This is a genomic window from Paraburkholderia phenoliruptrix, assembly GCF_047325075.1.
Taxonomy (GTDB): Bacteria; Pseudomonadota; Gammaproteobacteria; order Burkholderiales; family Burkholderiaceae; genus Paraburkholderia; species Paraburkholderia phenoliruptrix.
Window position 1 is genome coordinate 2,304,465 of sequence record NZ_CP168531.1, and the last position, 22,452, is coordinate 2,326,916.

General features: G+C 63.5%; 19 protein-coding genes. 12 read left to right on the forward strand and 7 right to left on the reverse strand.

What is annotated here, in order from left to right; genetic code table 11:
• The first annotated feature begins 223 nt into the window (after nucleotides 1-223).
• The 6 genes from ACEN8U_RS22410 (at nucleotide 224) to ACEN8U_RS22435 (ending at nucleotide 9,602) form a co-directional block, all read left to right on the forward strand.
• A complete protein-coding gene (locus ACEN8U_RS22410; RefSeq protein WP_310110233.1) occupies nucleotides 224-985 on the forward strand; it encodes a hydratase in 762 nt (253 codons plus the stop codon).
• A gap of 771 nt (nucleotides 986-1,756) precedes the next feature.
• Nucleotides 1,757-3,679, forward strand: coding sequence for a PrkA family serine protein kinase (locus ACEN8U_RS22415; RefSeq protein WP_013339422.1), 1,923 nt, complete (start codon nucleotides 1,757-1,759; stop codon nucleotides 3,677-3,679).
• Nucleotides 3,680-3,901: 222 nt separating this feature from the next.
• Nucleotides 3,902-5,173, forward strand: a complete 1,272-nt coding sequence (locus ACEN8U_RS22420) for a YeaH/YhbH family protein (protein ID WP_013588192.1) — start codon at nucleotides 3,902-3,904, stop codon at nucleotides 5,171-5,173.
• A complete protein-coding gene (locus ACEN8U_RS22425; RefSeq protein ID WP_310110235.1) occupies nucleotides 5,170-6,885 on the forward strand; it encodes a SpoVR family protein in 1,716 nt (571 codons plus the stop codon). The genes ACEN8U_RS22420 and ACEN8U_RS22425 overlap by 4 nt, the downstream gene beginning before the upstream one ends.
• Nucleotides 6,886-7,095: 210 nt before the next feature.
• Nucleotides 7,096-8,148 carry a GSU2403 family nucleotidyltransferase fold protein gene (locus ACEN8U_RS22430; protein ID WP_310110236.1) on the forward strand — a complete coding sequence of 351 codons (1,053 nt, stop codon included), beginning with the start codon at nucleotides 7,096-7,098 and terminating at the stop codon, nucleotides 8,146-8,148.
• Nucleotides 8,149-8,297: 149 nt separating this feature from the next.
• Nucleotides 8,298-9,602 carry an MFS family transporter gene (locus ACEN8U_RS22435; protein WP_015002480.1) on the forward strand — a complete coding sequence of 435 codons (1,305 nt, stop codon included), beginning with the start codon at nucleotides 8,298-8,300 and terminating at the stop codon, nucleotides 9,600-9,602.
• Nucleotides 9,603-9,718: 116 nt separating this feature from the next.
• On the opposite strand, the gene ACEN8U_RS22440 is transcribed toward ACEN8U_RS22435, so the two are convergent.
• The 6 genes from ACEN8U_RS22440 to ACEN8U_RS22465 form a co-directional block, all read right to left on the reverse strand.
• On the reverse strand, nucleotides 9,719-9,940 hold the full coding sequence (locus tag ACEN8U_RS22440; protein WP_013588196.1) for a hypothetical protein: 222 nt from the start codon (nucleotides 9,938-9,940) through the stop codon (nucleotides 9,719-9,721).
• Between the two features lie 149 nt (nucleotides 9,941-10,089).
• Nucleotides 10,090-11,238 (reverse strand): glycosyltransferase family 2 protein, encoded by a 1,149-nt coding sequence (locus tag ACEN8U_RS22445; protein ID WP_310110238.1) that lies wholly within the window; start codon nucleotides 11,236-11,238, stop codon nucleotides 10,090-10,092.
• Between the two features lie 212 nt (nucleotides 11,239-11,450).
• The gene (locus tag ACEN8U_RS22450) at nucleotides 11,451-11,630 is read right to left on the reverse strand and encodes a hypothetical protein (RefSeq protein WP_013588198.1); all 180 of its coding nucleotides are present in this window, start codon (nucleotides 11,628-11,630) and stop codon (nucleotides 11,451-11,453) included.
• A gap of 80 nt (nucleotides 11,631-11,710) precedes the next feature.
• Nucleotides 11,711-12,631 carry a LysR family transcriptional regulator gene (locus ACEN8U_RS22455; protein ID WP_310110240.1) on the reverse strand — a complete coding sequence of 307 codons (921 nt, stop codon included), beginning with the start codon at nucleotides 12,629-12,631 and terminating at the stop codon, nucleotides 11,711-11,713.
• Between the two features lie 164 nt (nucleotides 12,632-12,795).
• Nucleotides 12,796-14,187: a DHA2 family efflux MFS transporter permease subunit gene (locus ACEN8U_RS22460; RefSeq protein WP_310110241.1), complete on the reverse strand. Its 1,392-nt coding sequence runs from the start codon at nucleotides 14,185-14,187 to the stop codon at nucleotides 12,796-12,798.
• A gap of 244 nt (nucleotides 14,188-14,431) precedes the next feature.
• The gene (locus ACEN8U_RS22465; RefSeq protein WP_310110242.1) at nucleotides 14,432-14,869 is read right to left on the reverse strand and encodes a carboxymuconolactone decarboxylase family protein; all 438 of its coding nucleotides are present in this window, start codon (nucleotides 14,867-14,869) and stop codon (nucleotides 14,432-14,434) included.
• 230 nt (nucleotides 14,870-15,099) lie between these two features.
• Between ACEN8U_RS22465 and ACEN8U_RS22470 the strand changes: the two genes are divergently transcribed.
• Nucleotides 15,100-16,173 (forward strand): NAD(P)/FAD-dependent oxidoreductase, encoded by a 1,074-nt coding sequence (locus ACEN8U_RS22470; protein ID WP_310110243.1) that lies wholly within the window; start codon nucleotides 15,100-15,102, stop codon nucleotides 16,171-16,173.
• An 83-nt stretch (nucleotides 16,174-16,256) separates the two neighbouring features.
• Here ACEN8U_RS22470 and ACEN8U_RS22475 read toward each other — a convergent pair whose 3' ends face one another.
• Complete coding sequence (locus tag ACEN8U_RS22475) at nucleotides 16,257-16,472, reverse strand: hypothetical protein (RefSeq protein ID WP_015002485.1); 216 nt, start codon at nucleotides 16,470-16,472, stop codon at nucleotides 16,257-16,259.
• Between the two features lie 217 nt (nucleotides 16,473-16,689).
• Here ACEN8U_RS22475 and coxB point away from each other — a divergent pair, with 217 nt between their 5' ends.
• Genes coxB through ACEN8U_RS22500 form a run of 5 tightly spaced genes read left to right on the forward strand, consistent with a single transcriptional unit; the run spans nucleotide 16,690 to nucleotide 22,419 of the window.
• A complete protein-coding gene (coxB, locus tag ACEN8U_RS22480) occupies nucleotides 16,690-17,820 on the forward strand; it encodes a cytochrome c oxidase subunit II (protein WP_310110245.1) in 1,131 nt (376 codons plus the stop codon).
• A 52-nt stretch (nucleotides 17,821-17,872) separates the two neighbouring features.
• A complete protein-coding gene (gene ctaD, locus ACEN8U_RS22485) occupies nucleotides 17,873-19,903 on the forward strand; it encodes a cytochrome c oxidase subunit I (protein WP_310110247.1) in 2,031 nt (676 codons plus the stop codon).
• 1 nt (nucleotide 19,904) lies between these two features.
• Nucleotides 19,905-20,567 (forward strand): cytochrome c oxidase subunit 3, encoded by a 663-nt coding sequence (locus ACEN8U_RS22490; RefSeq protein ID WP_310110249.1) that lies wholly within the window; start codon nucleotides 19,905-19,907, stop codon nucleotides 20,565-20,567.
• On the forward strand, nucleotides 20,552-20,992 hold the full coding sequence (locus tag ACEN8U_RS22495; RefSeq protein ID WP_310110251.1) for a hypothetical protein: 441 nt from the start codon (nucleotides 20,552-20,554) through the stop codon (nucleotides 20,990-20,992). The genes ACEN8U_RS22490 and ACEN8U_RS22495 overlap by 16 nt, the downstream gene beginning before the upstream one ends.
• Before the next feature lie 2 nt (nucleotides 20,993-20,994).
• Nucleotides 20,995-22,419, forward strand: a complete 1,425-nt coding sequence (locus tag ACEN8U_RS22500) for a cytochrome c (RefSeq protein ID WP_310110252.1) — start codon at nucleotides 20,995-20,997, stop codon at nucleotides 22,417-22,419.
• The last annotated feature ends 33 nt before the right edge of the window (nucleotides 22,420-22,452 follow it).

The window sequence follows — 22,452 nt, forward strand, 5'->3', positions numbered from 1 at the left end:
CACATTGGCGAAGCAGCGGGGCCCCCAGCGAGCCTCGCGATCCGGTACATTGACGGGCGCGGCAACGGTAATTCGTAGCCGGATCGCGGCATGTACCCATATAGTGGCAACACGGTACGGCATCTGACGTTGGCGAGCGACGGCCAGCCGCGCGGCCGCTTCCTTCAACGCTGCACACTCACGCTTTCATTCACGTTCAATGCGCCAGCCACAAAGGACCGACATGACGCCACACGACCTCGCGCACCGCCTCGTCGAAGCACGCCGGCAGCATCGCCCGATCGACGGGCTGCCCTCCGAACAGATGCCGCCCGACGCCGCCACCGCGTATGCGATCCAGCAGGCCGTCATCACGGGTCTCGCGGATACCACCGGCGCATGGAAGATCGGCGCGAAGGCGCCCGGCGGCCCGACGTCGGGTGCGCCGATTCCGGCTTCGCTCGTGCTGCCTTCGCCGGCGCGTGTCGCACATGGCGATTTCTTCCGCGTGCTGGTGGAGCTGGAGATCGCGTTTCGCTTCGCCGAGGCCATCGAGCCGCGCAGCCGCGCCTATACGCGTGACGAGGTGCTCGCGATGGTCGGCGTCGTGCTGCCGGCCATCGAGATTGTCGACAGCCGATTCGCCGAATGGCCGAACGTCGCGCCGCTCGCGCAGCTTGCCGACGCGCAAAACAACGGTGCGCTCGTCACCGGTCATCCGATGGCGTATGCGGGGCTCGCGCGGGGCTTCGACTTCGTGTCGCCGGAACTGGAACTGAGCTTCGACGGCCAGTCGCTCGTGCCCGACGCCACCGGCAATCCGGCTGGCGATCCGCGCGAGCTTCTTGTGTGGTTCGTCAACCATTGCGCCGCCATGGGCATCACGATCGAACCGGGATGGACGCTCACCACCGGCTCCTACGTGGGTGCGCACAAGGTGGGCAAGCCGGGCATTGTGCGCGGTCATATCGACGGACTGGGAGAGGTCGAGATCGAACTGACCTGACGGCGCGGCACAGTGTCATGTGACATGGTGCGGAGCTTGTCTCGCGCTGCGCTTGTAACGGCGCATTACAAAGGAAACCTCGAACGGCTGCCCATGGGCGGCCGTTTTACATTTCGCGCATGGAAGGCGAGTCCTTAGCCGTATACCCTATTGAACGGATTGCGCGCCGCGCCGTTATCCAGTTAACCGACACGTTGATGCAAAGCATGTGAAGCGTCGTGCAATGGCAAGGCAGGCGAGAAGATGCGATGGAACGAAACGTCGCGTGCACGGACGAACGACATGAACGTGCAGGGCGAAAGTGCGCCGGCGAACCCTGCGTGCAACTTTGTCGATCGACGTGTAACAGATGCGGGGACATGTCGGCCAAACCCATGTCAAAGCGTTAAAGGGAAAGGGGCGAAGGCACGAAAGAGCGGGGACGTAGCGCGTCAACGCGCGATAGGCAGGCGAAACCCGGCGTCGAGGTACGCGACGTGCGTGTGCGCACAGCGCGTGAATGTAGGTGCGGGATGACAGTTGGGTAAGAGATCGTGAAGCAGAGGCGTGAAGCGGCAAAGTAAGCCGGCGAGGGCACCGTTCGACGCGCAAGATTGTAGGTCGTCGAAACGGGCTTTCCAAGTGATGAATGTCGGGAGGCGGCTACGGCGCGATTTTCGCAACGTAGTTCGTGAAAAAAAATTTAAAAGGGTTTAGGATGAATTCGAGCGATGTCGTTTCCGAATAGCGCGCCGCGCACGACATCGGTCTAGACTTCGGCGAGGAGGTAGCATGGATATCTACAGCAGTTTCGCGACCCGCTTCGAGAAAACGCGAGAAGATGAACTCTCGCTCGAGGAGTACCTCGCGCTCTGCAAAGACAATCCCGCCGCGTACGCCACGGCTGGCGAACGCATGTTGACGGCAATCGGAGAACCCGAACAGATCGACACTCGCAACGATCCGCGCCTGTCGCGCATCTTCGCGAACAAGGTCATCAAGGTATACCCCGCATTCCGTGAGTTCTACGGAATGGAGGAGGTGATCGAGCAGGTGGTCGCCTACTTCCGGCACTCGGCCCAGGGGCTCGAAGAAAAGAAGCAGATTCTGTATCTGTTGGGCCCGGTCGGCGGCGGTAAATCGTCGATCGCGGAGCGTTTGAAGCAGCTCATGGAGCGCGTGCCTTTCTACGCGATCAAGGGCTCGCCCGTGAACGAATCGCCGCTCGGTCTGTTCGACTACGACGAGGACGGTCCGATCCTCGAAGAGCAATACGGCATACCACGCCGCTACCTCAAAAGCATTCTGAGCCCGTGGGCGGTCAAGCGCCTGCACGAGTACAACGGCGACATCCGCAAATTCCGCGTGGTGCGGCGCTATCCGTCCATCTTGCGGCAGATCGGCATCGCCAAGACCGAGCCGGGCGACGAGAACAATCAGGACATCTCTTCGCTCGTCGGCAAGGTCGACATTCGCAAGCTCGAGCAATATGCGCAGGACGATGCGGACGCCTACAGTTATTCCGGCGGCCTGTGTCTTGCGAATCAGGGCCTGCTCGAATTCGTCGAAATGTTCAAGGCGCCGATCAAGGTGCTGCACCCGCTCCTGACCGCCACGCAGGAAGGCAACTTCAAGGGCACGGAAGGTTTCGGCGCGATTCCGTTCGACGGCGTGATTCTCGCGCACTCGAACGAGTCGGAGTGGAAGGCGTTCCGCAACAACCGCAACAACGAAGCATTGCTCGACCGGATCTTCGTCGTGAAGGTGCCGTACTGCCTGCGTTATTCCGAAGAGATCAAGATCTACGAGAAGCTCCTGCGCAACTCGTCGCTCGCCAATGCGGTATGCGCGCCCGGCACGCTGAAAATGATGGCGCAAATGTCGGTGCTCACGCGCTTGCAGGAACCTGAGAATTCGAGTCTCTTCTCGAAGATGCAGGTCTACGACGGCGAGAATCTGAAGGACACCGATCCGAAGGCCAAGTCGTATCAGGAGTATCGCGACTTTGCGGGTGTGGACGAGGGAATGACCGGCGTGTCGACCCGTTTCGCGTTCAAGATCCTGTCGCGCGTATTCAACTTCGATTCCACTGAAGTCGCGGCAAATCCGGTGCATCTGATGTACGTGCTCGAACAGCAGATCGAGCGCGAGCAGTTCCCGCCGGAAACCGAGCAGAAGTATCTGTCGTTCATTAAGGACGTGCTGGCGTCGCGTTACGCGGAATTCATCGGCAAGGAGATCCAGACCGCTTACCTCGAGTCGTACTCCGAATATGGGCAGAACATTTTCGATCGCTATGTGACGTATGCGGACTTCTGGATTCAGGATCAGGAATTCCGCGACCACGACACCGGCGAGAGCTTCGACCGCGCGGCGCTCAATGCCGAGCTGGAGAAGATCGAGAAGCCCGCGGGCATCAGCAACCCGAAGGACTTCCGCAACGAGATCGTGAACTTCGTGCTGCGCGCGCGTGCTGCGAATGCAGGGAAGAATCCTGCATGGATCAGCTACGAAAAGCTGCGCGTGGTGATCGAAAAGAAAATGTTCTCCAACACGGAGGAGCTGTTGCCGGTCATTTCGTTCAACGCCAAAGGTTCGGCGGAAGAACAGCGCAAGCATGAAGACTTCGTCAACCGCATGGTGGCGAAGGGCTATACGCCGAAGCAGGTGCGCTTGCTATGTGACTGGTATCTGCGCGTGCGCAAGTCGTCATGATCCGCACTGCGTGCCGCTCGCGCGGCCCAGCCGCGCGAGCACCCTGCGAGCCGCAAGCTGCCTGGACATAGCATCGGACTAGCAGCGTGCGTCTCGCGCACCCGAAATGCGCGCGGTGGCCTCGCGTAGGAGCAAGCGCAGAGCGCTGGCTGTTACCGGACGCACCGCGTGGGACTGGAGTCGGCACATAAGCGCTCGCTCCGTCCACCTTGGAGACCGGGCGTGCTTCATCAAATCATCGACCGCAGGTTGGCAGGTAAGAACAAAAGCATTGCAAATCGCGAGCGTTTTTTGCGCCGCGTCAAGAACTACATTCGTCGCGCCGTTTCTGAGGCGGTGCGCGACCGCAGCATCAAAGACATTCAGAACACCCAGAGCATCACCATTCCGCGCAAGGACATCGCGGAGCCGTCGTTCCGGCATGGGCCGGGCGGCCGGCGCGAAATGGTGCATCCGGGCAACTCGGACTACATCCGCGGCGACAAGATCCAGCGTCCGCAAGGCGGTGGCGGCGGGGGCGGCGGAAGTCAGGCGAGCAACGAAGGCGAGGGTCAGGACGACTTCGTGTTCGAACTGAGTCGCGAAGAGTTCATGCAGTACTTCTTCGACGACCTCGAACTGCCGCGGCTTGTCAAAACCCATCTGCTGGCCGTGCCGACGTGGAAAAGCATTCGCGCCGGCTGGGCGGCGGAGGGCACGCCGAACAATATCGACGTGGTGCGCTCGCTGCGCAGCGCGCTCGGCCGCCGCATCGCGCTGGGGGCGCCGCTCGTCAACCAGCTCCATGAAATGGAGCGGCAGCTCGAGGCGCTGAAAGCCGATCCCGACGACCGCCGCGACGAAATCAAACTGCTCGAAGACGAAATTCACCATCTGCGCGGGCGCATCTGGCGCATTCCTTTTATCGATCCGTTCGATCTGCGCTATGTGAATCGCGTGAAGCAGCCCACGCCGTCGAGTCAGGCCGTCATGTTCTGTCTGATGGATGTGTCGGGTTCCATGGACGAGCAGCGCAAGGATCTCGCCAAGCGCTTTTTCATCCTCCTGTACCTGTTTCTCAAGCGCAACTACGAGAAGATCGAGGTGGTGTTCATTCGCCATCACACGCGCGCGGAGGAAGTGGACGAGGACACGTTCTTCCATTCGACGGAGAGCGGCGGCACGGTCGTGTCGAGCGCGCTCGAGCTGATGCAGAAGGTGATGGACGAGCGCTATTCGCCCACTGAATGGAACATTTACGGCGCCCAGGCGTCCGACGGCGACAACTGGACCGACGACTCGCCGAAGTGCCGCAAGATACTCGCGGATGACATCCTCGATAAGGTGCGCTATTTTGCGTATATTCAGGTCACGCCCGAAGAGCAGAACCTGTGGCTCGAATATGCGCAACTGGCCTTGAGCCAGCCGCATATGGCAATGAAGAAGGTCGAAACCGCGGCTGACATCTATCCGGTGTTTCGCGAGTTGTTCGAGAAGCAGGTGGCGTCGTCATGACGACAAAGCATTTGCACAACGAAGCGCGCGGCTACCAGCCGGAGCGCGAGAAAGGCGTGCCGCAGCGTGAGTCGGGGCATGCCGAGGCCGGGGCGGACCAAGTAGGCGCCGCGCAAGCCGGAGCAGTCGACAACGCAGAAGCACGGGGACACACCGGAACGCCCACCGAGGGGCAAAGGGAAGTCCGTATGAACGTAGCCGATAGACGGCCTCTGCCGTGCCCGTCCGACTGGACGTTCGAGTTGATCGAGGAGTACGACTCGCATATTGCCCGTGTTGCGGAGCAATATGAGCTCGACGTGTATCCCATCCAGCTCGAACTCATCAGCGCTGAACAGATGATGGACGCCTACGCGTCCGTCGGCATGCCGGTCAATTACCGGCACTGGTCGTTCGGCAAGCACTTTCTTGCTACCGAAAAAAGCTACCGTCGTGGGCAGATGGGGCTCGCGTACGAGATCGTGATCAATTCGAACCCCTGCATCGCGTATCTGATGGAAGAAAACACGATGACGATGCAGGCGCTCGTCATCGCGCACGCCGCGTACGGACACAACTCGTTTTTCAAGGGCAACTATCTGTTCCGGCTGTGGACGGATGCGCACGCGATCATCGACTACCTCGTCTACGCGAAGAACTATATTGCCGAATGCGAGGAGCGCTTCGGGCTCGATCGCGTGGAAGAACTGCTCGATTCGTGCCATGCGCTGATGAACTACGGCGTGGACCGCTACAAGCGTCCGCAAAAGCTCTCGCTCGAAAAGGAATTCGCCGCGCGCCGCGAACGCGAGGCGTATCTGCAGTCGCAGGTGAATGAGTTGTGGCGCACGCTGCCCACGCGGCACACGCCGCTGCCCGAGGAAATCGAAGAGCGCTATCCGCCCGAGCCGCAGGAAAACCTGCTGTATTTCGCGGAAAAAAACGCGCCTTTGCTCGAGCCGTGGGAGCGCGAGGTGATCCGCATTGTGCGAAAAGTGGGGCAGTATTTCTACCCACAGCGCCAGACCCAGGTGATGAACGAAGGCTGGGCCACGTTCTGGCACTACACGCTGCTCAACACCATGTACAACCAGGGCAAGCTGGAAGACGGCTTCATGATGGAGTTCCTCCATTCGCACAGCAACGTGGTGTACCAGCCGCCCGTCACGAAGCCGTATTACAGCGGCATCAATCCGTACGCGCTCGGTTTTTCGATGATGAGCGACATTCGCCGCATCTGCGAAAACCCCACTGACGAAGACCGCAAGTGGTTCCCGGAGCTGGCGGGCAGCCCGTGGCTTCCGGCCATGCATTACGCGATGCGCAATTTCAAGGACGAGAGTTTCGTCGCGCAGTATCTGTCGCCGCACCTGATCCGCGAAATGCGGCTCTTTTCGGTGCTCGACGACGACATGCGCGACGCGCTCGAAGTCTCCGCGATTCACGACGACAGCGGCTATCAGTATGTGCGTCAGGCGTTGTCGCGGCAGTACGACATGCATCATCGCGAGCCGAACATTCAGGTGTGGGCGGTGAACACGCGCGGCGACCGGAGTCTGACGCTGCGGCACTTCATGAGCGATAACCGCCATCTGTCGTCCGACAGCGACGAGGTGCTCAAGCACATGGCGCGCCTGTGGCAGTTCGACGTGTATCTGGAAAGCGTCGACGAAAACGGCACGGTCAGGAAGCGCTACGAATGCCGCTACGTGCCGCCGGCCGTGAGGGCGTGACGGCTTGCCGCCGTAAGAACCGGCCGGCGACTTGCAAGGCCACCCCGAAGCATGACGAGGCCCCCGGAAGCGCACGCTTGCGGGGGCTTTTTCATGGCAGGACACGGCAGGCCAGGCGGAAAAGGGTTTTTCAGTAATTTTGGCAAAACTGCTGAAAAACGTCGCGCCGGACCGTTTTTCAGTAAAATATAAAAAATTACTGAAAAAGTCATGTCACCTTTTCCTCTATACGAGCAACACGAGCAGGCCTACTGCTCGCAGTTCGCCAACGTCGAGCAGGCCGCCAGCACCCAGGACAGGGTGCTCATGGGCGCGCCGGGCACGATCATCGAGCACAGGCGGGGCGGCGCTGTCTACTACGCGCGCCAGTACATGGGCCCGGAAGGGCGCCGGCAGGAAGAGAGCCTGGGCGGCCCGCAGGGCGACCCGGAGGTCGATGCGCGCGTGGAGCAGGTGCGCCGGCGCATCGAACTAGGCAAGGATCTGATCGGTCGCATCCGCGATCTGAGCAAGCTCGGCTTCCAGCTCGCGGACAACAAGACCTATGCGACGGTCGGCGTGCTCTATAACTACGGCCTCTTCGAGGCGGGCGCCGTGCTTGTCGGATCGCATGCGTACGCGGTCATCCTGAACTCGCTCGGCATCCGGGCCGTGTCGTACGAGACGGAGGACATCGACATCGCGCGCCGTCATCAGCTCGCGCTGGCCAATCCGCCGCAAGGCGGGCTGCTCGCGATGCTCAAGGAAACCGGCATCAGCTTCGTGCCGGTGCCTGCCCTGAAACGCGGCGAACCGTCCACCTCCTACACGGAGGCCGGCAAGTCGCGTTTTCATGTCGATCTGCTGGTTCCTTCGCGCGACGACACGTTTCCCACGGTGCCGGTGGCCGAGCTCAACGCCCATGCAACCGGCTTGCCTTACCTCGCCTATCTGCTCGGCAAGGCGCAAACAGGCACGCTCATCTCGCGGCACGGCGCGGTGCCCGTGCGCGTGCCCGAGTCCGCGCGTTTCGCGATCCACAAGCTGCTCGTCTCGCGGCTTCGCACCAATACGCTCGTGAAATCGCAAAAGGACGTGCGTCAGGCGTCGGTGCTGCTGGCCATGCTGGGCGAGCATCGCACGGGCGACATCGAAGACGCCTGCGCGGAACTGCCGCGCTCCGCGCGCGCGCTTGTGCGCCGCACGCTGCCCGAGGTCGAGGCGCTAATGCGCGATGCGCATGAAGCCGGTCTCGCGGAACTCGAAAGCGGGCTCGCGGGTTGAACGCGGCCGGCCGCAGCCCCGGACACAGTCGCTCACAAACTGTCCCAACTTCTGCTTGCGATTCTGTAAAATTCGCGCACGCTGAAAATCGCGTGATGAAGGCGGCGCCACGACCGCCACCTCCGTTCAAGAGACAAGGAAGACACAATATGACCGACCTCACAGACCACAGCGTGGCCTCCGCCCACGACACACGGCGCCGCATTTTTGCGATCGTCGGTGCGTCTTCGGGCAATCTCGTCGAGTGGTTCGACTTTTATGTCTACTCGTTTTGCGCGCTGTACTTCGCGCCCGCGTTTTTTCCGAGCGGCAACACCACCACACAGTTGCTGAACACCGCCGGCGTGTTTGCGGCGGGCTTTCTGATGCGGCCCATCGGCGGCTGGTTCTTCGGCCGTCTCGCCGACAAGCATGGCCGCCGCACCGCGATGATGGTGTCGGTGTTCATGATGTGCGGCGGCTCCCTCGTGATCGCCGTGCTGCCCACCTACGCGCAGATCGGCGCGCTCGCGCCCGCGCTGCTGCTGGTCGCGCGGCTGTTCCAGGGCCTGTCGGTCGGCGGCGAATACGGCACCAGTGCAACCTATATGAGTGAAGTCGCGCTGAAAGGGCGGCGCGGCTTCTTCGCGTCGTTCCAGTACGTGACGCTGATCGGCGGCCAGCTGTGCGCACTGCTTGTGCTGGTGATCCTGCAGCAGACGCTTTCCAACGCCGAGCTGAAGGCCTGGGGCTGGCGCGTGCCGTTTGTGATCGGCGCGATCGCCGCGCTGGTCGCGCTCTATCTGCGCAAATCGCTCGATGAAACCACCACCGCCGCGACGCGTCAGCGCAAGGAAGCGGGCACGCTGCGCGGCCTGTGGCAGCACCGCGTCGCGTTTCTGACCGTGCTCGGCTTCACGGCCGGCGGCTCGCTGATCTTCTACACGTTCACCACCTACATGCAGAAATATCTGGTGAACACGGCGGGCATGAACGCAAAGACCGCGAGCAACGTGATGACCGGGGCGCTCTTCGTCTACATGCTGATTCAGCCGCTTTTCGGCGCGCTGTCGGACCGCATCGGCCGTCGCAATTCGATGCTGTGCTTCGGCCTTTTGGCAACCATCGGCACGGTGCCGCTGCTGCATGCGCTCAAGGACGTGACGAGTCCGTTCGCGGCGTTTGGCCTTGTCGTGGTGGCGCTGGCGATCGTCAGCTTCTATACGTCGATCAGCGGTCTCATCAAGGCGGAAATGTTCCCGCCGGAAGTGCGCGCGCTCGGCGTCGGCCTCTCGTATGCGGTCGCCAATGCGATTTTCGGCGGCTCGGCGGAATATGTGGCGCTGTGGCTCAAGTCGATCGGCAACGAGTCCATGTTCTACTGGTACGTGACGTTCCTCTGCGCGGTGGCGGGCCTTGTCGCACTGCGCATGCGCGACCCGTCGAAAGAGGGATATCTGCGCCACGAACCGTGAGCGCGGGGCGCGCCTGGTTGCGCGTGATCACGCTCGATCACGCGTTCATCGCGCGCCGCGTGTGCGGCCCGGCTATGCGTCGCATCTAACACCAGGCGCTGCATAGCGCGTCGGCCTCAGGCCACCACGATCCCGGTGCCGAGCACGTGCAGCAGATCGCGCAGCGCTTCCGCCTGCGCCATCTTCGCGTCGCTGCGCAGATGAATCTGCACGGCTCGCCCGGCAATCCCGTCGATGGGTTGGGCGAGCCACAATTCCACCGCGAGTCCCAATCCCTCGGGCTGATTCTCGGCGACCGGCTCGATGACGCGCGGCTTGAAACAGGCACTCTCGGACATGGCGATTCACCTCGGCGCTGATGACGTGTCCGGCTCATCGTAATCAGCGGCGCGCGCGAGTCCAAGCAACAAATACGCCTTTGCTAAGCAGAGGATGCTTAGCAGAAAACGCGCTGACGGCCGGTGCCGGCGGCACAGCGCCTTACCCGTCAAAGCGAGTCGGTCGTATCGGCGGCCCATTCTGCGACGAGATCCTTCGCCATCGCGCCGGCTTCGCCACTCAGCGGGGCCCTTGCAGTCACACTCGCTGCTACTGTCGTGACGGCCGTCACCGCCGTCAACGCCGTCGCGCTTGCCTCAGGCGACGCCACCGCCATCCCAGCGGTGCGTTCGGGCGCGCTCGCGGCAGCGCGCGAGAGCATCAGCAGATGGTAGTAAAGCCGCGCGCTCAGCCCATAGCGATACGCGAACAGATGACCGAGCGCGATCTTAAGACCCAGCCGCGCCTGACGGTTTCTGGCATGCACGGACACGACAATCGGCGCGAGGCGCCGCAGCGCAACCCTGCGCGACGGCTCCAATTGCGGCGGAAGCTTGAGTTTCTTGACGAACGCATAGGCGGCAAGGGTGGCAGCCGCTGCCGTTCCGCGCGTGCTGTGCGAGATAGAAGTTGCTGTCTTGCGATACACCGAAACGTAGTCATGCAGATAAAACACCTCGCGCGCCGCGAGGCAGAGTTCCGTGCCGAACACGAAATCGCAGCACGCGCCGTATTGCTCCCTATACCCGACACGCTTGACGAGCCGCGCGTCCGCCATCCAGCCGTTGTTCGGAAACATCTGGATCAAGCCGGTCCTGCCCGGCAGCGGCTGCAGGCCTTCGGCGTCCTTCGTGCGCCTGAACGCCGCGTTGAGCCGCACACTCGCTTCGAGGTCGATCGCGCCGCTGTGGTCGGCTTCGTACTGGGCGCCGAACGCAGCGTCGAGCCGCGGATGCAGTGTCCAGAGCGACAGCAGTTTTTCCACGGCGTCGGTGGTGAGGAGGTCGTCGTCGTGAATCAGCAGAATCTTGTCGCCGCACGCGCGCTCGAACAGACTCGCCACATTGCGCGCCTGGCCGAGCGGCGGCTCGTTCCTCACATAGCGGATGCGGCGTTCGTTCAACGCCTCTTGATATCTCGATGCCAGAAGCTGCTCGGTGCGCGCGTCGCTCGAATCGTCGCCGATCACGATTTCCAGATTGCCGTAGGTCTGGGCGAGACAGGAGTCGATGCACTCGGCGATCAATTCCGGCCGATTGCAGGTCGGCACGCAGATCGACACCGTGGCGGATTCGGCGGAGGGCACGGGGATGGACATGGGCGTCGCCTTTGTTATCTGTTGAAGGGGCGGCAGCCGGCTGCTTGTTCGCATACATCGCTGCAAGCAGAAAAGTAGTGCATCGCGCCGAAAAAATATTCGGTAAAAAAGCGGAAAAAATGTCTGCTATATGAAAGCTGCTGAAAGGGAAAAATTTATGCGGCTTTGCCGGCCAAAACGCAGCAAAGCCGCTTCCAGACACGCGCTTAATTTCAACCGACTGACGGCTCGCCTTCGCCCGGCTTCTGGCCAGGACGGTCGGCCGGCGACTGATTGCGCCCTTCGTCGCCGCGTGGCGGCAGCTTGCTCTTTTCGTTGTCGCTATGGACTGCGGGGTGCGGATGAGCGATGTCGTCCGGCTTTTCGTTGCTCGGCTGCTTGGGCTCGGCCATGGCTTTCTCCTCGTTTGAACACGTTGCTGATGGAGCAAAGCCCGGGCCTGGCGCCTTTATTCGGCCTTTCGACCAGGCTTTCACCCGGCCTGGGCGGAGCCCGTCAGCGAAACGATGAAATCGAGAAAGGCGCGTACCTTGGCCGGCGGATGATGCCGCGACGGGTAGAGCGCATAGAGCGGGTAGACCTCGTCGCCCCAATCGGGAAAAAGCTCGACCATTTTGCCGCTCCCGAGCAGGGACTCCGCGCCGAGCGCGAGTATCTGCGCGACGCCCTGGCCCGCGGTGCACACGCTGTGCAGCGTGCCCACGTCGTTCACGGTCAGGCGGCCTTGCGGTGTGATGACCATTTTTTTGCGGCCGCGATGAAACTCCCAGCTGAACGGGTAACCGGTGAGCGGATCGCGAAATTTGATGCACGCATGCTGGCCGCTTTCCAGTTCGGCGGGGTTCGCCGGGTGCCCGTGTTTCTTCAGATACGCAGGCGCCGCGACAGTGAGAACGCGCGTGTCCAGCAGCTTGCGCGCAATCAGCGACGACACTGGCGGCTCGCCAAAACGGATCGCGACGTCGAAACCGTCGCTGACCATGTCGCCCAGCTGGTCGCGCGTGATCAGTTCGAGCTGCAGATCGGGATGCCTGTCGACAAAGCCGCCCAGCCGCGGGCCGAGCACGAGGCGCGAGAAGAACGGGTCCATGTTCACACGCAGGCGTCCGCGCACGGCGGTCGCGCCTTGCGCGGCGGACGCGGCGGCTTCCTCGAGCCCGCTCAGAAGCGGCACGATCTGCTCATAGAAGCGCCGGCCTTCGTCGGTGAGCGTGACCGAGCGTGTCGTGCGGTCGAACAGCCGGATGCCGAGCCGCGCCTCGAGCCGCGCCACCGAACGGCTCACGCCCGACTGCGACATGTCGAGCGCTACGCCCGCGGCCGCGAAACTTCCACAGTCGACGATGGCTGTCAGCACGCCCATGCCGTTCAGCATGCGCTCGTCAAATGGCATCGGATAGTCCTTTCTTATGGGTAAACACCGTACATGCTAACGCGAAACGCCGCGCGGCGAGCCCGGCCACGAAGGCTCGTGAGTGGACCATGCGTGGTGCATAGCGAGGCGGCGCGGCGGGGCGTGGCGCCGCCGTTCAAGCGCGTCTTAGCGGCGATGTGGGCTCAACGACCGGCGCCCTGGCTCGCCGGCGCTGGCACCGCCGGCGCGCTGTCGAGGCGTCGGAACACCCACGCCGACATCAGCGTGATCGCGCCGACACACACGAAGCTCAGCCGGAAGCCGAGCGCGGCCGAGCCCCATTGCGCGGCGAACAGGTTCACGAGCCCGCCGCCGATTGACACCCCGAGGCCGATCGCCAGCATCTGCACCATTGAAAAGAGGCTGTTGCCGCTGCCGGCGTCCTCATGGGAGAGCCCCTTGAGCGTGACGCTGTTCATCGCCGCGAACTGCATGGAATTCGCCGCGCCGAACATCGCGAGAATCGCGATCTCGACGATGAGCGGCGTGCCGCGCGAGATCGACGCAAACGCCACGATCGACGAGCCGACAATGAGCGTATTCACGAGCAGGAACAGGTCATAGCCGTAGCGCCGCACGAGCGGCGCGATCCAGCGTTTCGCGACGGTGCCGGCGAGCGCCGCGGGCAGCATCATCAGACCCGAATGCAGCGGCGTGTAGCCGAGCTGCAGTTGCAACAGCAACGGCACGAGAAACGGCACGGCGCTCGAGCCGATGCGGCACACCAGGTTGCCGATCAGGCCCACGCTGAAATTCGGCTCGCCGAACAGCGACAGTTTGAAGAGCGGGTCGCGCCGCCGCTTCGCGTGCGGGATGTAGGCGAGCGCGCTTACCGCCGCGAGCGCGAAAAGCGCCGCCGACCACGCCGCCGCGTGCGTCGGCACGGGCGCGTCGACGGCCAGCGAAAATGCAATCATCGAGAGCGACAGCAACCCGCAGCCGACGAAGTCGAACGGCGGCGCCTGCGTCTTACCGTGCGCCGGCAGGAAGCGCTGCACCGCGTAAAGACCGGCCACGCCGATCGGCACATTGATGAGGAAGATCCAGTGCCACGTGATCGCCTGAACGAACCAGCCGCCGAGCGTCGGCCCCGCGATCGGACCGAGCTGACCGGCGACCGAAATAAACGCGAGTGCGGACACGTAGTGCTCGCCCGACACGCTGCGCAGCACGGCGAGGCGTCCGATCGGCAACAGCATCGAGCCGCCCACGCCTTGCAGCACGCGCGCGAGTACGAGTTGCCCGAGCGTATGCGCGCTTGCGCAGCAGATCGAGCCGATCACGAAAATGAGGATGGCGGCGAAATACACGCGCCGCGTGCCGAAGCGGTCGGCGAGCCAGCCGGAGGCAGGCGTGAGCATGGCCATCGTCAGCGTGTAGGCGACGACGATCGGCTGCATCGCAAGCGGCGCGACGTGCAGGCTGTGCGCGATGGACGGCAACGCGGTGTTGACGATCGTCGTGTCGAGCGACTGCATGAAAAAACCGGCGGCGACTATCCACAGCAGCGCGGTGTGCGACGAATCCCTGGACATGTGATGGCAAGCGGCCGGCGCGCGCCGGTTGAGCGAAGTTTGTCAGCGAACGCTTCAATGATACGGCATTGGGCGATGCGGCAAGCTCGGTGGGAACAATCAGTCGCGAGAATCGCGGAGGGGAAGATACGCAGCAATAGCGGGGAGCAGAACGACGCGCCAGGCGGAAAAAAGCACAGCCGCCGCGAACGCATTCGCGAGGCGGCTCAGCGAGGGCTGCTGACTTATGGAATCGCCGACGCGCTTATTCAGGCATCTTGCGGAAGGAAATTGCAAAGCGGTTCCACGCGTTGATGGCCGACACCAGCAGCGTGAGGTCGACCAGTTCCTCGTCGCTGAAGTGCGGGCGCACGGCTTCCCACACGGCGTCGGGCACATGGTCTTGCGAGATGAGGGTCAACGCCTCCGTCCATTCGAGCGCGGCGCGTTCGCGGTCCGTGAAGAACGGCGTTTCGCGCCAGGTGACGACCGTCGCGAGACGCCGCTCGGTTTCGCCGCCTTTGCGCGCGTCGGTGGTATGCATGTCGACGCAGAACGCGCAGCCGTTGATCTGCGATGCCCGCAGGCGCACCAGCTCGGCGAGCGACTTTTCAATCGACGATTTGCCGATGCGCTCCTCGAGGCCGAGCATCGCCTTGATGGCAGCGGGACCGGCTTTGTAGAAATCGAGACGTTGTTGCATGATTCACTCCTTGCGTTGGTTGGGGCGCATCCGGCGATGCGATGAGTGAATACTAGTCGCCGCACTGGCTTTGAAAAATGGCCATTTATGGCGTTTTTTGGGTAACCACTTTGCGGGCGGGGCGAGTGGGCTCGCCGCCCGCCAAGCGTCCTTGCCCGCTGTAATGGCATCGTTGCCGCGCCCGCGTCGATTCGGTATGGTGGGTCATTACCTTATCGAAGAGTTTCCGCATGATGTCCGCAGCCGAGCCTGTTTTGCCACCCGGTTCACCGGTCATTCGCACCGACGTGCTGATTGTCGGTGCCGGCCCCGTGGGCCTCTTTGCCGCTTTCGAGGCCGGCGTGATCGGCTTGTCGTGTCATATCGTCGATGCGCTCGGCAAGATCGGCGGCCAGTGCACCGAGCTGTATCCCGACAAGCCGATCTACGACATTCCCGCCATTCCGTCATGTACGGCACGCGAACTCGTGGACCGTCTGCTCGCGCAATGCAAGCCGTTCGACGTGCCCATTCATCTCGAAGAGCGGGTCGAATCGGTCGAGCAGGCGAGTGACGGGCGATGGGCCGTGCGCACCGATCGAGGCCTCGTGTTCGACGTCGCGGCCATCCTGCTCGCCGCCGGCAACGGTGCGTTCGTGCCGCAAAAGCTGGCGCTCGCGGAGGCGGTGCCGCTCGAATCGCGCTCTGTGCATTACAGCGTGCAGCGTCTCGCGGATTTCGCCGACAAGACCGTCGTCGTGGCGGGCGGCGGCGATTCCGCGCTCGACTGGGCGCTCGCGTTGCGCAAGGTCGCGCGGCGCGTCACGCTCGTGCATCGGCGCAACGGCTTCAGCGCCGCGGACTCGAGCGTGGAGCTGATGCGGCGTGCGGTGGAGGCGGGTGAAATGGACTTCGTAGTCGGCGCGATTTCGGCGTTGCAGGCGAACAGCGACGCGTCGGGCAGCGCGCTGAAATCTATCACATTGCGACATATTGAAGGCGAGACCGAACTGCAGGCCGATCAGCTCGTCGTGCTGTATGGACTGGTCGCGGATCTGGGCCCGATAGCGCAGTGGGGCTTGAGCATTCACGGCGGCCGTGTCGATGTCGATACCTCCAACTACGAGAGTTCGCGGCCAGGCATCTTCGCGGTCGGCGACATCGCCAATTATCCGAACAAGCAGAAACTCATTCTGTCAGGCTTTCATGAGGCGTCGCTCGCGCTGCGCAAGGCCTACTCCTATGCGTATCCCGAGCGCAAACGCGTGCATGTGCATTCCAGCTATGACGCGAAGCTTGCCGAGAAAGTGAGCGCGGCCGGCTGAGGCAGCAGGACGCTTCCGGAAGATCCGGCAAGACCCGGTGGCGATCGCGCGATCGCGCCGGGTCTTTTTTACATCACGGAGTGCTATTTTCCTGCCGGTTGGCTGGCGGCTGCTGCCGCGCTGGCCGCTTTCTGTTTTTTCTTCGCCTCATGGTGGCCGATCGCACAGCCGGCTGCGGCGCCGGCCACGCCGTGGCCGCCCGCAACATGTCCGCCGACGCCGCCGACAACCGCGCCTTTGGCGCAGCCCTCGGCATGTGCCGCGGTGTGGATGAACGCGAATGAGGCGACGAGCGCCATGGCGAGAGTGGCATGTTTCAAGGCAAGCTCCTTATGCAGGGTCGAGGATGTCTCGGGAAGAGCAATCCCGGGACCTGACCCGCGTTCAGTCCTCTGAAAGGTTCGTTTCTTGCTGTTCGGTGAGCGCTGCTTGACCCCTGTGTCGGGCACTCCGCGAGGGAGGAGCGCCATCGCGCGTCGGCCCCAAGTCTCGAACACGTTACCGGAGCAGAGCGGCATGCGATGCATCAGGACCGCGCAAACAAAGCTGCAACAGCCACACCACCGGGCGCGCCTCGCCGCGTCCGCGGCTTTGAGCGCGTTCTGCGCAAGCGTTGTTCTGTCGTCCGAAGCTTGCGCCGAGCCTGCACCGCTCGCTTATTTTCTGCACACCGCAGGGCCCGCGGCATCACCGACGATGCGGCTCGGCTGGGTGCTGACGGCAATCGTCGTGCTGGTCGTGCTGTTCGTGAGCGGACTGCTTGTGGGGGCCGTGCTCCGCAAGCGCCCCGCTGCGCCGGCGGAAGCAATCGGGCCGGAGGCGGGCGGCCTGCGCTGGATCTACGTGGGCACCGGTGTCTCATGCATCGCGCTGCTCGGCATGCTCGTCTACGCGATGATGACGCTCGAGTCCGTTGCTTCGCCGGCCTCGCACGCGCGGCTGGTCATTACCGTCACCGCTTACGACTGGTGGTGGAAAGTCGATTACACCGGTGACGCCGACCCCGCACGAAACTTCAGTACGGCGAATGAAATTCATATTCCTGCGGGCGAGCCGGTAAAAGTGCTGCTGAAAAGTGCCGATGTCGTGCACGCGTTCTGGGTGCCGCAGCTGGCCGGCAAGACCCAGACCATTCCCGACCAGACAAACGAGCAGTGGATTCAGGCCGATCGTCCCGGCATCTATCGCGGGCAATGCTCGCAATTTTGCGGTGCGCAGCACGCGCATATGGCTTTCGAGGTGGTCGCACAAAGTGCCGCCGCGTTCGACGCCTGGCGCGACGCGCAAGGGCGCAGCGCCACGCAGACCGACGCAGCGGCGCCCGACGCAGCGGCGCCCGACGCAGCGGCGCCCGACGCATCGGCTCAAAACGCTCCTGTGATCGCCGGCAAGAAACTGTTCGACGAGCGCTGTGCGGGCTGCCATACGATTCGCGGGACGGACGCGCAAGGCTCTCAAGCGCCCGATCTCACGCATCTCGGCTCGCGACGCCTGATCGCGGCAGGGGCGCTCACCAATACGCCGGAGCATTTGCTCGACTGGATCCAGCACGCGCAGCGGATCAAACCCGAAGCCTTGATGCCGAGCATCGCATTGACCACCAGCGAGGCCGCTGCGCTGTCCGCCTATCTTGCGACGCTGCATTGAGAACGGGTGACCGTCGGCTCGCCTAACCGTCTAACGTAAGGAGCGCATTTCGATGTCCGATCATGCCGCCGCTTCTGCCCCCGGCGCGCCGTCTTCGCAGGCGGCAGCCCACGTGCCGCACCTTGCGCGCCAACCGCGTCGCGGCCGCGTGGCGCCCGGCAGCGTCGAGGAAAAACGCCTGCGCGAGATCTGGGAGACGCCGCCCGGCTGGCGCGGCTGGCTTTCTTCAGTCGATCACAAAACCATTGGTTTGCGCTATCTGGTGACCGCATTCGTGTTCCTGCTGATGGGCGGCGTCGAAGCGCTCATCATGCGCGTTCAACTGGCGCGGCCCAACGCGACGGTTCTGACACCCGAGCAGTACAACCAGCTCTTCACGATGCACGGCGTGACAATGATCTTCCTCTACGCGCTGCCCGTGCTGTCCGGCTTCTCGAACTACTTGTGGCCCCTCGTGCTCGGCGCGCGCGACATGGCCTTTCCGCGGCTCAATGCGCTGTCGTACTGGATCTTCCTGTTTGCAGGCATCTTCCTGTACGCGAGTTTTCCGACGGGCCAGGCGCCGGACGCCGGGTGGTTCAATTACACGCCGCTTTCCGGCCTCGAATACAGCACGGGACCCAACATCGACGTCTACGCGCTCGGCATGGTGCTGCTCGGCATCTCTACGACGGTCGGCTCGATGAACTTCGTCGTGACCTTGCTGCGCATGCGTGCGCCGGGCATGTCGCTCGACCGCGTGCCGGTGCTCGTGTGGGGCACGCTGACCGCATCGGCCGGCAATCTGCTCGCAGTCCCGTCAGTGAGCCTTGCGTTCTTTCTGCTATGGATGGACCGCCGCATCGGCACGCATTTCTTCGATGTGCTGAACGGTGGGCGCCCGCTGCTCTGGCAGCATCTGTTCTGGATCTTCGCGCATCCGTGGGTGTATGCGGTCGTGCTGCCGGCCATGGGCATCGTCTCGGACGCGTTGCCGGTATTCTGCCGGCGCCCGCTCGTCGGCTACGGACCCGTTGCGCTCGCAACGGTCGCGACGATGGCGATCGGTTTCGTCGTTTGGATTCATCACATGTTTGCGACCGGCATTCCGGCGCTCGCGCTGTCCTTTTTCGGCTCGGCGAGCATGGTCATCGCGATCCCGAGTGCGGTCGCCACCTTCGCGTGGATCGCGACGATCTGGACGGGCAGGCCGGTGTTTCGCGTGCCGTTCCTGTTCTTCGCGGGCTTCGTGTTTCTGTTCGTCGTGGGCGGCGTATCCGGCGTGCTCACTGCAGCCGTGCCGTTCGACTGGCAGCTCACCGACACGTATTTCGTGGTCGCGCATCTGCACTACGTGCTGCTCGGCATCAATGTGTTCCCGGTGATCGGCGGCATCTACTTCTGGTTTCCTAAATTCACCGGCAAGATGATGAGCGAGCGTCTCGGCAAACTCGGCTTCTGGGTCATGTTCGCGGGCTTTAACATCGGCTTCTTTCCGATGCATATCGCCGGCCTGCTCGGCATGCCGCGCCGCATTTATACCTATCCCGCCGATATGGGCTGGAACACGGTGAATCTCGTCACGTCGCTCGGCTCGTTTCTGTTTGCGCTCGGCGTGCTGATCTTCCTCGTCGATCTCGCCGTGAGCCTGAAGCGCGGCAAACCGGCGGGCGACAATCCCTGGGACGCGCCTTCGCTCGAATGGGCAGTCAGCTCGCCGCCGCCGCCGTACAACTTTGCCGTCGTGCCGACGTTGGCAAGCCGTCATCCACTGTGGGAAGACCGCATCGAGGAGCCCGGCAACGGAGGCCAGCTCCGCTCGCAGCTCGACGAAGGCTATCTGCTGGCGGAAGGCCGCGAGGCGCTCGGTACCACGGCGCTCGAGGCAAACCCGGATGTGATTCTGAAGATGCCGGGCGACTCCTACGCGCCGTTTGTGCTCGCCCTGTTCGCGGCACTGTTCTTCGCGGCACTCGCGCTTGCTGCATGGCCGGTCGCAAGTGCGATGCTGTTCGGTTGCGCCGTGGCGATCATCGTATGGCTGTGGCCGGAGCGCGAACTGATTCAGCGCGAACCCGTTGCGATTCACGACGCCGGAGGCTGATATGAGCGACGCCGTCGACCTGCATCCTGCTTCACCGGCGCCTCGCGAGCCGGGCGAACCTGCGGGCGTGTTGCCGATTGGCAGTGCCGGCGAGCGCTCCGGCGGCTGGTGGGGTTGCCTCACGCTCGTGCTCACTGAGGGCGCACTGTTCGGATACCTGATCTTTTCGTATCTGTATCTGGCTTCGCAAAATCCGCAACACTGGCCGCCGGAAGGCTTGCCGAAACTCGCACCCGGTGTGGCCAACACGATCATTCTGCTGACGAGCAGCGTGTTCGTCTGGCTGTGCGAGCGTTGCGTGCGGCGCAGACGCGTGCGCTGGGCCGTCGCGTCGATGGCCGCGGCGGTCGTGCTCGGCATCGTGTTCATGGGTATCCAGCTGCTCGAGTGGCACCACCATCCGTATGGGTTGACGACGCACCTGTATGGCTCCCTGTATTTCACGATCACTGGCTTTCATATGGCGCACGTTGCGGTGGGCATCGTCGTGCTGGCGCTGCTGCTTGTGTGGACCGCGCTCGGTTATTTCGACGAACGGCGATGCGCGGCGCTGACAATCGGTGGGCTGTACTGGCATTTCGTCGATATCGTCTGGCTCTTTATCTTCAGCACGCTGTATTTGACGCCTTATCTGTTCGAGGAGTGGTCATGGCCGAGGACATGAAGCCCCGCACGACGACTGCATTGCCCGGCGCGGCGCACCCGTTGCGGCACGCGCTTGTCGGCCTCGTCGTCGCGCCGCTGGCCTGGCTTCTGCAGATGACGGTCGCCGAAATGCTCGCGGCGCAAAGCTGTTTTCCGTTCGATCATCCGTTGTCCGAACCAATCCTGCCGTGGATGAAAACGGCGCTCATCGTCCTCGGCGCACTGTGTCTGCTGGCGGGCGCGTTCGGCACCTGGGTCGCATGGCGCGAAATGCGCCAGCTTGCGCCGCTCGACTCGGCCGCGCTCGATGCCGCGCGCCGCAAGCGGGTCGAACTGCAGCGCTTTCTGCTGCGAGTCGCCGCGTTGTGCAGCACACTGTTTCTGATCGCGCTGATTGCGGTCGACGCCGCCATCGCGATCGTGTCGCCGTGCAAATGGTGGTGACGATGCACGGCCTGCGTGAGTTCCCCTTCGTGCGCGACGGCCGGTTTATCCGGGCCGCCGCGAAGCCGGTCCGCGCGACAATCGTTACGCTGATGCTGGCCGGCCTCACGTTGCACGCTGCCGCAAGCCGTGCCGAAGGCGCCGCAGCCAGCGCCGCGAGCAGCTCGACCACAGACGGCGCCGGCACGGACGCGATGAGCGCCGAGATTGCCCGCGGTGCTTACCTCGCGAAAGCCGCGGACTGCGCGGGCTGCCACACAGCCCCGCCGCGCGTCACGCGCCCGGGAGCCAAGCCTATGCCGGCGGCGCCGTTCGCGGGCGGCCTCGGCATGGGCTCGCCGTTCGGCACCATCTATTCGTCGAACATCACGCCGGACCCGGGCGCGGGTATTGGCCGCTACAGCTACGACGACTTCGCGCGGGCGCTGCGCGAGGGCGTCGCGCCGGGCGGCAAGCGGCTCTATCCGGCCATGCCGTATCCGTCGTTCTCGAAGATCACCGACGACGACATGCACGCGCTCTACGCGTACTTCATGCACGGCGTGCAGCCCGTGTCGACCCCCGCGCCCACGACGCGCCTGCCGTTTCCGTTCAACCAGCGTTGGGCGCTCCTTTTCTGGGACTGGGCGTTCGCGCCGAGCGGCCAGTACAGACCGGATCCTGCCCACGACGCCCAATGGAACCGCGGCGCCTACCTCGTGCAAGCGCTCGGGCATTGCGGCGCGTGCCACACGCCCCGTGGCCCGGCTTTCAACGAGCGCGGCTACAGCCACTCCAGTTCGACCTATCTGACGGGCGGCACGAACGACCACTGGTTCGCCCCCAATCTCACCGCCGATCCGGGCTCGGGCCTCGGCCGATTGTCCGCCGACGACATCGCCGCCTTCCTCAAGGCCGGTCACGGCGGCGGGCTGGTGACCTTCGGCAGCATGGTGCAGGTCGTCGAAGACAGCACGCAGTATCTGAGCGATGCGGACCGCGCGGCCATCGCCGGTTATCTGAAAAGCTTGCCGCCGCGCGCGCCGAACGGCCATTTCGACGCGGACTCGCGCGCCGCACGGCAGACCGTGCGGGCGCTCAGGACCGGCGACGTCGAACGGCCGGGCGCCGGCATCTACGCGACCTATTGCGCGCGCTGTCATCGGATGGACGGCGCGGGCGAGCGGCAAAAGTATCCGCGTCTTGCGGGCAATCCCGCCGTGCTCGGGGCGTCGAGCGCGTCGCTTGTGCGGCTCCTCGTGGAGGGCGGCGAGAGTCCGCGCACGCAGGGCGGCCCCGAGCCGCACAAGATGCCGTCTTTCGCCAACCGGCTCACCAACAACGAAATGGCCCAGGTGCTCACGTTCGTCCGCAATACATGGGGCAACGCGGCTGCACCCGTGACATCGCGCGACGTGTCGAAGGTGCGTGCGGCTTTGGGCAAATAGCGCGCGACGGCTTTGCCGGTTTGTTACCGGCAC